The organism is Pararhodonellum marinum (assembly GCF_015354735.1).
Taxonomy (GTDB): domain Bacteria; phylum Bacteroidota; class Bacteroidia; order Cytophagales; family Cyclobacteriaceae; genus Pararhodonellum; species Pararhodonellum marinum.
Genome location: NZ_JACEFJ010000001.1, coordinates 103026 through 116982 on the forward strand (window position 1 = coordinate 103026; position 13957 = coordinate 116982).

Annotated in this window: 10 protein-coding genes; 6 read left to right on the forward strand and 4 right to left on the reverse strand. The window is 42.9% G+C overall.

What is annotated here, in order from left to right:
- Positions 1-443: 443 nt before the first annotated feature.
- Positions 444-1583, reverse strand: a complete 1140-nt coding sequence (locus H1A14_RS00445) for an acyloxyacyl hydrolase (RefSeq protein WP_194774234.1) — start codon at positions 1581-1583, stop codon at positions 444-446.
- 503 nt (positions 1584-2086) lie between these two features.
- Here H1A14_RS00445 and H1A14_RS00450 point away from each other — a divergent pair.
- The 3 genes from H1A14_RS00450 (at position 2087) to H1A14_RS00460 (ending at position 6610) form a co-directional block, all read left to right on the forward strand.
- Positions 2087-3277 carry a proline dehydrogenase family protein gene (locus H1A14_RS00450; protein WP_194774235.1) on the forward strand — a complete coding sequence of 397 codons (1191 nt, stop codon included), beginning with the start codon at positions 2087-2089 and terminating at the stop codon, positions 3275-3277.
- An 80-nt stretch (positions 3278-3357) separates the two neighbouring features.
- Positions 3358-5076: a lysine--tRNA ligase gene (gene lysS / locus H1A14_RS00455; RefSeq protein ID WP_194774236.1), complete on the forward strand. Its 1719-nt coding sequence runs from the start codon at positions 3358-3360 to the stop codon at positions 5074-5076.
- Positions 5077-5392: 316 nt separating this feature from the next.
- Positions 5393-6610 (forward strand): arginine deiminase, encoded by a 1218-nt coding sequence (locus H1A14_RS00460; protein WP_194774237.1) that lies wholly within the window; start codon positions 5393-5395, stop codon positions 6608-6610.
- Here the strand turns inward: H1A14_RS00460 and H1A14_RS00465 are convergent.
- Complete coding sequence (locus tag H1A14_RS00465; RefSeq protein ID WP_194774238.1) at positions 6607-9369, reverse strand: putative LPS assembly protein LptD; 2763 nt, start codon at positions 9367-9369, stop codon at positions 6607-6609. The two genes, H1A14_RS00460 and H1A14_RS00465, sit on opposite strands and share 4 nt — an antisense overlap.
- Before the next feature lie 62 nt (positions 9370-9431).
- Between H1A14_RS00465 and H1A14_RS00470 the strand changes: the two genes are divergently transcribed.
- The gene (locus tag H1A14_RS00470) at positions 9432-10232 is read left to right on the forward strand and encodes an N-acetylmuramoyl-L-alanine amidase family protein (RefSeq protein WP_194774239.1); all 801 of its coding nucleotides are present in this window, start codon (positions 9432-9434) and stop codon (positions 10230-10232) included.
- A gap of 6 nt (positions 10233-10238) precedes the next feature.
- Here the strand turns inward: H1A14_RS00470 and H1A14_RS23285 are convergent, their stop codons facing one another.
- Complete coding sequence (locus H1A14_RS23285; protein ID WP_262893949.1) at positions 10239-10364, reverse strand: hypothetical protein; 126 nt, start codon at positions 10362-10364, stop codon at positions 10239-10241.
- A 220-nt stretch (positions 10365-10584) separates the two neighbouring features.
- Here H1A14_RS23285 and H1A14_RS00475 point away from each other — a divergent pair, with 220 nt between their 5' ends.
- Positions 10585-12213, forward strand: coding sequence for an acyl-CoA carboxylase subunit beta (locus H1A14_RS00475; RefSeq protein ID WP_194774240.1), 1629 nt, complete (start codon positions 10585-10587; stop codon positions 12211-12213).
- A 252-nt stretch (positions 12214-12465) separates the two neighbouring features.
- Entirely contained in the window at positions 12466-13314 is an 849-nt protein-coding gene (locus tag H1A14_RS00480; RefSeq protein ID WP_194774241.1) for a transglutaminase-like domain-containing protein, read from the forward strand.
- On the opposite strand, the gene H1A14_RS00485 is transcribed toward H1A14_RS00480, so the two are convergent.
- Positions 13315-13944 (reverse strand): 4'-phosphopantetheinyl transferase family protein, encoded by a 630-nt coding sequence (locus H1A14_RS00485; RefSeq protein WP_194774242.1) that lies wholly within the window; start codon positions 13942-13944, stop codon positions 13315-13317.
- Between the last annotated feature and the right edge of the window lie 13 nt (positions 13945-13957).

Genomic DNA, 13957 nt, shown 5'->3' on the forward strand with positions numbered 1-13957 from the left:
GAATTGCGGGTTACGAGTTACGAATCTTTCACCTTTGAGCTTCTAGCTTTTCCTCTATCTTTTAAACCCCTTCAGGGTTTTATTTCTATTCGGCATTCTATTCTACCCGGGTTGCCACCCGGGGCTAATAACCCTGCGGTATTAAATCCCTCCGGGATTTTTATACAAATGGCCATGATTATTGAATTACGAGTTTTGAATGATGAATTTAGAATTATGAATGATGAATTGGGAGAATTACAAAGCTTTCACCTTTCAGCTTTGAGCTTCTAGCTTTTCCCCTATCCTTTAAACCCCTTACCATTTTATCATCCCACATCCATCAAGTTTTCCAACTTCCCACTTCCCACTTCCAATACTTACCATTTACATCCCACATACCACCTCTTACCTATTACTTTCTACCATTTTCACATCCGACATCTGTCAGGTCCACTCTACTTTCACCTTTGACCTTTCTGGAAAATGGAATAGCCAAGTGTCCACTCAAAGAAATCGGCCCGGCCTTTATGGGCTTTTATAGAAAGTCCAGCAAAGATGTTGTTGGCAAACCTATACCGTAAACCTACCCTTTGGTAAAACCAATTCCACTCTCCATTGAAATCATTGCGGTGAAGGTAAGCCCCAACACCCATGGGGGCATAGAGATTTTCTGTAAGTAGCCATTCCCATGAACCAAAGACAGCAAAAGAATTGTATCGCAGAAAATCCGACTGGCTTGGGTCATCAGCGCGTTCTGATGCATTGGCTGAATAAAAATGTTCCAACCCCAATCCGGCTCGGTGCTTATATGAAAACTCCCTCAGGTAATGAATCCCAGAACCCAGTTTGAAATGTTTGACATCCCCCACAAAATACTCTTTCACACCAGGTGCAACATGGATATGCAAAACATCCCGCCTTGTGTGTTTAGGAATAGATCTGTCCGAAAAATCCTTGTCGTGGTCATTGAGCATTGTGGTCACGCCTATGGAAAGCGGAAAAAGATTGATCCCGGAGTTAGGTAAACTCGATGCTCCATTAGAAAAATGTTTGAAACCAAAGGTAGAAGTAATGGCTGTTTTGGGACTGATGGTGTAAGCTGCCCTAAAGCCAAGGTGTGCATAAACATTGCGGTAAGAGCCAATAAACAAATTCAAGGGATTGTCTTCAGGATCAAATGGGTTGAAATTGTAAGACAAACCGTAGGAGGCAAAATAGCTGAATTTCACCCGGCTTTGAGGAGAATAGGCGAAAGGAATATGAAGGAAAAAATAGATGGCGTTGGGTTCGCCGACATCTGCATTGTGAAAAGTTGAGGCATAGAAGCCGACTCCAAAGGTGGGATAACGATAAACTCTTGAATAGAGTGATTCTGCACCTCTTCTAAATCCTAAACGGGCATCAACCCCGAGGTAGGAGCTACTGTTGCGGAGTTGCTCCCCGAAATCAGTCCCATTGCCCAACATAGGCCCTCCCTCTACACTGAGATCGAGGTACTTTACGAATTTAGGAGAAGGCTTTGCTTTGTAGGTGCTATCTATCTGGAAAGCCAAAGCTACTGAAGACCAAACCATTAAGCCGAGAATAAATAAGACTTTCATAAGGATTTCTTGAATTCTTTTGGCCGATACAGAGCCCCAAGAAAGTTTAATAATTACAAAATGATCTGAATAAAAAGGTATTGCTTGTTTTTCTAAACCCAACTGGAATTAACCTTTTCGTGCATTCGAGAAGGAAAATAATATGCCAATGTTTCTTTAAGGCAATTTACTTCAAAATCTAAAAACGACTAGAAATACTTCAAAAAAATTCTTGAAATTTTTAATTTTTCACTTTATTTAATTGAATGGGTAAAATATGCAGAACATTCCTGAAATGAATAGGAATCTTGTTACCTTATTATTTCCATCAATAGAAATGTATTTTTTTTAATTGATTGAAGGTCACAGCATGGTGCAGTAACTTCCTTTCAGAAGGGAATAAAAAAATCGGGCAAAACCATTGTCGTGGATTCATGCCGAGTGGTCTGCAAACAGGGACAATTCCCCAAACAAATCTATCCTGCTGAGGTTTTTTTGATATATTTGCACCTTGATTTGAATCTATGTCTGTAAATCCCAACATTTCTTTCGATAACCTGGAAGTGGCCTTTGCATCCAAGTCAGATGCCGAGCTCAGAAAGATGTATTTTATTTTTGCCACCATGAACAACAACATGGCAGTGAAACTGGGCATCAAATTAACAGAACTGGGTTTCAAATTCCGACTTCCTATAAAAGGGGCTTTAAAAGCTACGATGTTTGGCCATTTTTGTGGTGGAGAAACCATAGCGGATTGCCAGAAATCGGTGGACGAATTGTCGAAATTCAATATTAAAAGCATTTTGGATTATTCTGTGGAGGGGAAAGGCAACGAAGAAAGCTATGAAAGGACCAAAAATGAAATCCTTGAAACCATCAAAAGAGCTGCCGGAGATGCAGACATGCCCTTTGCGGTTTTCAAAGTAACTGGATTGGGAGATTACCGCATCATGACCAAGATCCAAGCCGGTAAGTCACTTAATGATAAGGAAAAGAAGTCTTTTGAAAAATTGAAGGAAAGGGTAGATGTCCTTTGTAGGGCTGCTTACGAGGATAAAGTGGGCATTCTGGTAGATGCAGAGGAATCTTGGTTCCAGGATGTGATCGATGAGATGGCTTATGAAGCCATGGCAAAATACAACAAGGAGACCTGTATTGTTTACAATACTTACCAAATGTATCGGCATGACATGCTGCGTCGGCTTAAAGATGCTCACCATGATGCAGTGTCCAAGGGTTATTTCCTAGGGGCAAAGCTTGTTCGCGGGGCATACATGGAAAAAGAAAGGGACAGGGCAGAAGAGAAAGGCTATCCCAATCCCATACAGCCTTCCAAACAAGCTACTGATGATGATTACAATGAGGCCTTGAAATTTTGTCTAAATAACAAACAAAGGATCTACCTGATCAGTGGTTCCCATAATGAATTGAGCAATATCATTTTAACAGAATTGATGGCTCTTCATGGACTGAAGACCAATGATGAAAGAGTCTATTTCGCCCAGTTGTATGGAATGAGTGACAACATTTCCTACAATTTGGCCCATGAAGGATACAATGTAGTAAAATACGTTCCCTATGGTCCTGTGGAAGCAGTAATGCCTTACCTTTCCCGCAGGGCTGAAGAAAATACGAGCATTGCCGGTCAAAGCAGTCGGGAGTTTGACCTAATAAAAAAAGAAATAAACAGAAGAAAGCAGATCAAATCAAATTAAGGCAATTTGGCTTTAGCAACAGAGAGCCCTTACATTTGGCTGATTGAAAGAGTTACCATCACCATAGAAAAGATACGCACATGCAATTGTTGAGCGAACAGGAAATAGAAAAAAGAAAAGACCGCGAAGCCCTGATTGGAATGGGAATCAATCCCTATCCGGCTGAACCCTTTTCGGTTAACGTCACCGCATCGGATATCCATAGAAACTACGAGAACAGAAAAACAGACTACAAAGATGTCTCCATAGCAGGGCGGCTGATGGGCAAACGGATCATGGGGTCTGCTTCTTTTGCTGAAATCCAGGATGCTACCGGCAGGCTTCAGCTCTATTTAAGAAGAGATGACATCTGTCCGGGCGAAGACAAAACGCTTTACAATACAGTGTTCAAGAAGCTTTTAGGCATCGGGGATTTTATCGGGCTGAAAGGCTACATCTTTACTACCCAAACAGGCGAGATTTCGCTTCATGTCACCAGTCTAACCTTGCTTTCAAAGTCAGTCAAGCCCCTTCCCGTAGTAAAAAGGGATGAGGAAGGGAATGTATATGATGGTTTTACCGATCCAGAAATGCGGTATCGTCAGCGCTATGTCGACCTCACGGTAAATCCTGAAGTCAAAAAAGTCTTTGTGACCCGCGCCAAAATCATTTCTGAAATGAGGCGGTATTTTGATGACCACGGCTGGTTGGAAGTGGAAACCCCTATTCTTCAGGCTGTCCATGGCGGTGCGGCTGCTAGGCCATTTCAAACCCACCACAACACCTTGGACATGCCGCTGTATCTTAGGATCGCCAATGAACTTTACCTGAAGCGACTGATTGTCGGGGGTTTTGACGGGGTTTATGAATTCGGTAAAATGTTCCGAAATGAAGGCATGGACCGGACCCATAACCCAGAATTTACCTCCATGGAAATCTATGTAGCCTACAAAGATTACAACTGGATGATGGAAATGGTGGAGGAGCTGTTGGAAAAAGTGACTGAAACCATTCATAAAACCACCGTGGTGAAAGTAGGGGATCAGGAAATAGACTTTGCAGGACCCTACCGCCGATTGACCATGTATGAGTCCATTAAGGAATATGCAGGAATCGATGTCAGCCAAATGAACGAATCTGAAATCCGGTCTGTATGCAAAGACTTGGGTATATCTGTGGACGACAGCATGGGCAGGGGAAAACTGATCGATGAAATTTTTGGAGAAAAAGTGGAAGATCACCTGATCCAGCCCACCTATATCACGGATTATCCCATAGAAATGACCCCTTTGGCCAAAAAACACCGGTCAGAACCAGGACTGGTAGAGAGATTTGAGCTCTTTGTCAACGGCAAGGAAATCGCCAATGCCTATACGGAATTGAATGATCCCATAGACCAAAGAGAGCGCTTCGAGGAACAGTTAAAACTGGCCGCAAGAGGAGATGATGAGGCCATGGCCATGGATGAGGATTTTTTGAGGGCTTTGGAATATGGCATGCCCCCAACAAGTGGACTGGGTATAGGAATAGACCGGCTTACCATGTTGCTGACCAATAAGTCCACCATTCAGGAAGTGTTGTTTTTCCCACAGATGAGGCCGGAGAAAAAGGTCAAAATTGCCTCAGATGCTGATTTTGTGGCTGAAGGTATCCCGGAAGGACTGATCCCAGTCATCCGTGACCTTAACATTCACACCTTGGAACAACTTAAGGAGCAAGATGTCAACAAGCTCTTTAACGATGTATGTGGAAGGAGAAAAAAACTGAAACTGGATGTAAGCAATCCTACCAAAGAAGAAGTGGAAAAATGGGTTTCCTGATAATGAAATGCCGGGTTTGACCCGGCTTTTTTTTTGAATTTCCGCAAGGCCTCAAGGGAGAATCTTCCCTATTTTGGAATGCCTCGGATTTCGGTTTTTTTGAGTTAGGGCATTATTTGATACTGATTTTCAGGTTTTCTGTGTGTTTTTGTTAAATTTTAGCTTTTCAATCCTATCAAAATTTAGAATTGTGGGTTGATTGTTAGGAAATGTGTTTAAATTAAATGCATTGTTATCAATGCTTTTTTCATAAATTACATTTTTGGATCATGTTTAAGATAGGAAATCACATTTCAGACGAAAACTATATCACCCTATGAATCTCCGTTTAAACTCCGAATTCGGTACTTTGAAGGCTGTTTTGATGCACAGACCCGGAAAAGAAATAGATCGGCTCACACCTTATAACAAAAACCTGCTGCTCTTCGATGATGTTCCTTATCTGGAAGCCATGCAAAAAGAGCACGATTTTTTCACGGATTTGATCAAACAAACCACCGGAGCCAAGGTTTATCGGCTTCATGAATTGTTGATAGAAGTGCTCTCTGATCAAAAACTGTTGTTCAAGCTCATCAATGATGCGTTGACCAGGGGAGGGCTGAGCCACCTTACCGAGCACCTATTGGGCAGATTTTCCACGGCTGAATGTGCCACGGCCTTGACCGCGGGAATCAAGGTCCATGAACTCAAAAGAAAAATTCCCAAATTGCCTCTCGTGGAATTGATGGATTATACGTTTGTGATACCGCCCAGTCCCAACCTGTATTTTCAACGGGATCCTATGGCCCTCACACCTGGTGGCGTAGTTTTTTCAAGTATGAAAATGGAAGGAAGGCAGCGGGAGGCAGACTTGCTGAGAAGTGTATTTGAAAACCACCCTGAGTTCAAAGATCAAGTGAAACGGCTGTACCCCCTTGATGGCCATGACAATCCTCCCAGTATAGAAGGGGGCGATATCATTGTCCTTTCCAGCAAGGCAGTGGCCATGGGCAATTCAGAAAGAACCGATGCCAAAGCCATTTATCAAGTGGCCAAAAGCCTGCTCTCAAACGGAACCGTAGAGCGCGTTTATGAAGTTCATCTACCCGAAAAAAGGAATTTCATGCACTTGGATACAGTATTTACAATTTTGGATGAAAACTTGGTGTTGACTTATCCCGATGCATTGAACTCAGTCCTGCAGACCTCTGTGTACACACTAAAGGAAATAGATGCAGAAAACAAAGTCCATATCAGAAGGACAGTACTCAAAGAATCCTTGCTAACCGTCCTACAAAAAGAAATCCCTTATTTGGAAATACTTCACACTGCGGATGGCAATCCAGATTACAGCATGAGGGAACAGTGGTTTGATGGTGCCAATGTTTTTGCCATAGGTCCCCGACGGGTCATCTCTTACAATCGGAACATCCATACCAACAGGGCTTTAAGAAATATGGGTGTGGAAGTTTTGGAAATTCCATCTTCAGAACTATCCAGAGGTTTGGGAGGCCCAAGGTGCATGACTATGCCATTGAGCAGGGCCAAAGTTTAGAATCCCAGGTTATCGAAGAAAGACCTCCTTCTGGATACTTTCAGGTCTTGGAGGATACTCGATTTCACCCGGATGTCTATGTTGTAAGAAGTAAAGCGCCCAAAGGGCACCCAGTTCACATTCATCTGCCAACAATGCAGATCTCTGGCGATTCCAATCATACTTTGGGTGATTCTTCCGGTAGAAAGGTCAAAACCAGAGTTGAAATTAATCTTCCACTTGTCAGATAGGCTTAGGTCACCATTGAGGTTGACGGCTTGGGTGATGTTGGTGTTTCCGGTAAATCCCTTGTTGTAGCTCAAGTTGTACCCAAAACTAAGGTTCCAGGGAATAGACCAGTCAATGTAGAGACTAGGGTCATTGACCACCCTTTCTATTTCATTCTGGACAAATTCATTCATTTGGCCTCCTTGATTCAAAAATTCATTGGTCAAGTCATCCCGTACTTCGGCCGGATTTCTTTCAGATCGGCTAGGATTGAGACTACCGTTTAGGTTTAGGGTTGCATTACGGATTACCCCTATTCCTTGTCCTCTTCTCCATGCAAAGTCATTTACCCTTCTTACCCTAGGGGTATTGTCATTTGGATTGGTAAAGGCCTGGGTAGCATAAGGATCAAGATTTGCAGAAAGGGCCACATTGATTTTCTTGTCAAAGAAAGCGGTCCTAGTACTCATGTTGATGTTACTGAGGTTAAAAGAGTCCGCCGCAAAATTGTAGCTGCCCTGAATGTTCAAGGTTTCCAGAAGCGGTATTTTTTTGGTTTTGGTCTCAGCGGTATCACTTTCTATCCGGAGTTTGCCCTCAAACACATTTCTGATGGATACCGCGATAGCCCGACTTTCTCCTATAGGTGCTCCCCCGAAAATAAAACCCTGGTGTCTGGAAAAAAGCTGTGTTCTACCCGTCTCATCCACCTGCACATTCTGAAAATATCCAAATGCTGGAGTGGAAAAATCAGGGTTGAAATTGAAAGAAATGTTGGGCTGTATGTGGTGTCGGATGGCTTCTATTTTGGATTTAGGCTTGAATTTGTAAAATCCATAAATGTTTGTGGTCATGCTGAAGGAACTTGTAAAGTAATTGACCCGGTTAAAGCCATTTTCCCGGATCCGATCTACCCGCTGTTCGATAGGATTGTAGAAATAATTGATCCGGTCCAAATACCATAGTTCCGTGACGGTCACAGAACCTGTTCCTGTAAAGAATTTAAACAGTGTGAAGTTAGATGTAATGGGAACCCTGTGTTGAAAACCATTGTCGGCATCTCTCAACAATTGAGGAAGATTGGCAAATGTAAAATCAATCAATTCAGGGGTACCTGGAGGAAGGTTGTCCTGTATCAAATCACTCTGAACACCAGTCTCCAGTGTAACTCTGTTATCGATGGAGTTCCGCATGTTAAAGTCATAGGCAATGTTCAGGGTTTTCAAAGGTTCAAAATCCATGTTTCTAAAAGGATTTTGCCGGTTCATGTTGATGGCAACTTCAGGCAACATCAGATTTACTTCCCCGGTCTGAATACTTTGGGAATGCCTAAGGTTTGCGGACATGCTAAATGGTGTTCCTGCAAAAGTCTTGCTGTAGGCAATGTTTGAGGTGAATTCCGAATTGACATTGGTCAGAAAATTGTTTGGGTTGACCACGTTGTTGAAATAACTGGATGTTCCAGCGTTCAAAGAGGCTGAAAATCTTGAATTTCCTCTTGTTTCCGGAGTATGTTGCCACATGACCCGCAACGAGTTGACATCCAAAGGATTTGCCTCTGTCTCCGGGCTTCGGATGGCCTGAAAATCGATATTGAAGCCCCCTCCAAATCTGTATCTTTTTTTGTATAGGGAGGCCATTTTTGCACCATAACCGCCTTTTGAATATATGTCTCCAGTGACCTTGGCATGCAGGTAATCACTGAAGGCAAAATAATACCCAAAATCCCTTAGAAAGAAACCCCTTATCTGTTCTTCCCCATAAGAAGGAATGATAATGCCGGAATTTTTCTCCTCCGGTTGGTCAGGTAAGAGGCCCATGGGCAGGCCCAAAGGAGTAGGAATGCCGTTGAAATACAAGTTAAATGGGCCTGTAACGACCTGCTTGCCCCTTATGGATTTGATTTTTTTGGAGGAGATGTGCCAATGAGGCTCCGCCAGGTTGCAGGTAGTGTACATTCCATGGGACAGGTAAACTGAGCCATCTTGATCCTTTTTGACAGTTTGACCCCTCAATAATCCATCCTGTTGTTCGGTGACTACATCAGAAATGATGGCTTTTTGGGTTTTGAAATTATACCGCATTTCTTTGCGGATTTCATAGGTGGAATTGCCTTCTTTGAAAATAGGTGCACCCTGTACCACCCCAGCGGTATCGGCAAGGCCAGAAGCTTTGAGTTCATTGAGTTCCCAATCTATGGCGATATAATCTGCATCCAGTCGGATATTGCCGTATTCAAACCAGGCATTTTTATAAAGAAAGACTTTATTTTGGGTAAAGTCTGAAACGATGCTGTCGTCTGCTGCGTAATTGACTTTAAACTCTATGTCACTTTTGGGCACAACCTTTGCGGTGTCGGTGCCTGGAAGCAGCAAAGAATCTGATAACAGCAGGGTGTCTAACGGTAATGGGAGCGTGGAAGGGTTGAGAAGCGTATCGGGCACCATAAGCCTTCTTTCGGGAATTCGCTCTCTCCTCTGCTGTCCAAACCCTTCAAAGCTTATGACTGTCAATAAGATGATGGCAAGAAATACGGATGTAATATTCTGCACCAATAATTTCTATTTATTCAAAAATTTTTAAATTTCGCGTAAAGTTAAGGTTATTAACGTTTATGAAACGAAGCAAGTTAAAAAATATTCCAATAATTTCAATTCTTACTTTGGCCCTCGTTTTCGCGGGTTTTGTGCCAACTGGGGAACATGCTCCTGAATATAAATTAAGGAGGATCGTCATTGATGCCGGACATGGCGGTAAAGACCCGGGGACCATTGGTGCCATTTCCCGTGAAAAGGATGTAGCGCTGAAAATTGCACTTCAGGTAGGCCAGTATATTGAAGAAAACCTTCCTGGTGTCGAGGTGATTTACACCCGCAAAACCGACGTATTTTTAGAACTGAAAGAAAGGGCGAATATAGCGAACAGAAACAAGGCGGATTTATTCGTTTCCATCCATTGCAATGCAGTGACCTCCAAGACACCTTATGGAACGGAGACCTTTGTGATGGGTACCAAAAATTTCGAGGCCAATTTTGACATAGTAAAAAGAGAAAATGCTGTAATTCTTTTGGAAGAAGACTATGAAGAAAACTATGAGGGTTTTGATCCTACCTCACCCGAGTCCTATATGATGTTTAACCTGATGCAAAAAGCCTATTTCACCAATAGCCTTTCTTTGGCACAAAAAGTTGAGGATGATTTCAGGAGTAGGGTACAGCGCCACAGCAGAGGAGTGAAGCAGGCCCCGCTTTATGTGCTTTGGACCACCAGTATGCCCAGTGTTTTGATAGAAACCGGCTTTCTTTCTAATCCTACAGAAGAAAAATACCTGAATAGCAAAAACGGACAAACCTATTTGGCCTCAGGAATATTCCGTGCCATCAAGGCGTATAAAGAGGAAATAGAATCGCTTTGAAATTCTTTAGCCATAAAAATCATCATGGTTATCCACTTCTTTGCCAGTAACCCAAAATTCTACTTCAAATGGGTCGGAAGTGAGAAATAGAAAGTCCCCTGCATCGTCGGCAGGCATTGAAGTGCCGGACATTTCATTTTCCTGCGATAACTATATTCAATAACAATTTTACTGGCATAATTGCGTATATACAGGAAAATTCCAAAATCCTTAACTCTTTTTGTAAGACATGAGTTTTTAGCCAATAGAGGCTTCCTTGTTCCTTTTTATCAGTACCTTTTTAAATCAGGTTTGATTTGAACCACATTGCCCTTATTTTAGCTTTTCAAGAAAACTAACCCAAATAATCTCCATGGATATCGCATTCAATAAAAATGAAGACCTCAACAAACAACTGATTTATCGGCTGCAAAAAAAATGGGAGCAAGTCAAGCTGGGTGGAGGCACCAAACGCATCGAAAAAGAACATGCAAAAGGAAAACTCACCGCAAGAGAAAGGATCCAGTATTTGATTGATGAGGACAGCGAGTTTTTGGAAATCGGGGGATTTGCTGCCGATGGCATGTATGAAGAGGAGGGGGGATGCCCTTCGGCTGGGGTTATCACGGGACTGGCCCATGTAAGTGGCAGACTGTGTATGATTGTAGCCAACGATGCCACCGTGAAAGCTGGGGCATGGTTTCCCATGACCGCGAAAAAAAACCTCAGAGCCCAGGAAATAGCCATGGAAAATCGGTTGCCCGTTATCTATCTGGTGGACAGCGCAGGGGTCTTTTTGCCCATGCAAAATAAAATTTTTCCGGATAAGGAGCATTTCGGCAGACAGTTCCGAAACAATGCCAAGATGTCCTCCATGGGAATCATTCAAGTCGCGGCCATTATGGGAAGTTGCGTAGCAGGAGGGGCCTATCTGCCTATCATGTCTGACGAAGCTTTGATTGTCAACGAAACAGGTTCGATCTTTTTGGCCGGTTCCTATTTGGTCAAAGCTGCCATTGGAGAAAATGTGGACAATGAAACTTTAGGAGGGGCCACCACCCACTGTGAGATTTCGGGAGTGACGGACAACAAATATGATTCAGATGAAGCCTGTCTGGATGCTATCCGTCAGATTTTTGATAAAATCGGTGAACCCGAAAAGGCCGGTTTTGATCGGAAAGAATCTTTGCCGCCAAAGGTCAAGGAATCTGACTTGTTAGGGATTTTCCCATCGGACCGGGTAAAACCCTATGACATGCTGGAAGTACTCAAGTGCTTGGTGGATGACTCTGAAATTGAGGAATACAAAAAAGATTATGGCAAAACCTTGATCTGTTGTACCGCCAGGGTTGATGGCTGGGCCGTCGGTATCGTGGCCAATCAGAGAAAGATCGTCAAAACCAAAAAAGGTGAAATGCAGATGGGGGGCGTGATTTACTCAGATTCCGCAGACAAGGCAGCCCGCTTTATCATGAATTGTAACCAAAGAAAAATCCCTTTGGTGTTTCTACAGGATGTGAGTGGTTTTATGGTGGGCAGCAAGGCAGAACACGGCGGGATTATCAAAGATGGCGCCAAGATGGTCAATGCCATGGCCAATTCTGTGGTACCCAAGTTCACTTTCATTTTAGGGAATTCCTATGGTGCTGGAAATTATGCCATGTGTGGGAAGGCCTATGATCCGCGTTTGATTTTCAGCTGGCCAAGTGCTCAGATGGCGGTGATGAGTGGTGCATCGGCGGCAAAAACACTCTTGCAAATCAAAGTGGCTTCTTTGAAGAAATCCGGGCAGGTTATCTCGGATGAGGATGAAAAAAAACTATTGGATGAGATCACTGACAAATACAATGAGGAACTGAGTCCCTACTATGCAGCAGCCCGCTTATGGGTTGACGGTGTGATAGATCCGCTAGAGACCAGAAAAGTGATCAGTATGGGCATAGCGGCTGCCAACTTAGCTCCCATACAGGATAAATTCAATGTGGGAGTGATTCAAACTTAAAAAAAATAGGAATTTGGTCGGCTATTGGCCGTTAGATTTCGTTCTATGTATTGTTATTTAACGCTTAATATTGCCTAATTCAGTAACAGAACCGTTTTTTTAAAAAACTATCACAACGGAGTAAAAATCCAGAGGGGATTGAATATCGAAGGGATATTTACACCAAGTGTCAAACTTGGATACTGGATAAACCTTGTTGAAGTAAACTGAAATAAAATACGCTCACCTTTCGAGGTGCTAAAAGAAGGATAGATGGAGAAACTCACGGAAAAGGAACTCAACGCTTTGGTTGCTCTCTTGGATGATACAGACAGGGAGGTTAAGGACCATGTGAAAAACAAAATCATTTCACTGGGCAATGAGGTGATTCCTTACCTTGAAAAACAGTGGGAAAACAGCTTCAATCCGGATATTCAAAAAGAAATAGAAGAGTTGGTCCATGAACTTCAATTTTCCTTGCTCAAGGCGAGGTTGGTGGAATGGAAAAACTCTGAGGACAAGGACCTGCTTTCGGGCTTGTGGCTGATCAATACCTACCAATACCCTGATCTTGAATTTGAAAAACTCAATGCTGAAATGCATCAGATTTACTTTGAGGTCTGGACCGCTTTCAAGAATGACCTGCAACCCTATGATCAGGTCAGGATCATCAACAATGTGCTTTTCAGCAAATTGAGGTTTTCTGCCAACACCAAAAACTTCCATTCACCAGCCAATAGCATGATCCACAATGTGATCGAGACCAAAAAGGGCAATCCCACCAGTTTGTGCTGCGTATACCTTTTGGTGGCCCAAAAACTGGGTTTGCCTATCTATGGAGTCAATCTTCCAAATCTTTTTGTGCTGACCTATGCCACTTCAGAGCAAACCTTTTATATCAATGGGTTCAACAAAGGCCTGATCTTTTCCAAAAGCGACATCAACAATTACTTGGAACACCTGAAAATCACGCCTGTCAAGGAATTTTTTGAACCATGTTCCCACGAGGAAATCATCAAGAGGACCTTAAGAAGCCTGATTGTTTCTTTTGAAAAGCTGGGGGATGTGGAGAAATCCGAGGAGGTACGGGCCCTGCTGGCGATTTTGGAAGAAGAGGAGTGATTACCAAATGGTGTAGGTCAGAATGATGTCATTTTCAATTTGTACCTGTACGGTATAATGGTGATCAGTATCTTCAGAACCCTGAATCCTGCCTTTGATAACAGGGTCGCTTTTAGTAAATGGAGATAAGAATATGTGTTGCCTCAGGCTGATCCCCTTTTTCCCCTGACACTTATAAATGGATTCTTTGGCGGACCAGGCTATGGTGGTGAGCAATGGGTCATTACCCAAAAAATCAATTTCACCTTGATTCAAAAATTTCGGACCAAGCCTTACCACTTTACCCCTGATGAGTTCCAAATCTATCCCTACCGGCATCTCCTTGTGAAAAATGGCTGCAGCAATGCCCCGGGTATGGGTAAGTGAAACATACCCATAATGATCCATGGGATGGGATTTTCCATGTTCATCCTTGAAAAAACCCGGGTAGGGAAGTTGGATGCCGTCCAAAGCCGATTTAATTGCAAGTCTGGCGCCTTTCCATTCCTTTTTTTTTTCTGGGTGGCTGATATTAGCGAACGATAATTTTTCCCTAAAACTCAAAAAATCAAGATTCTCCTGTCCACATTCTTGAATATTCTTTATGGCTAAAGCTGAATAAGGACTAATTTTTTCTATTTTTGTCTGCATGGAGCAAAGGAGG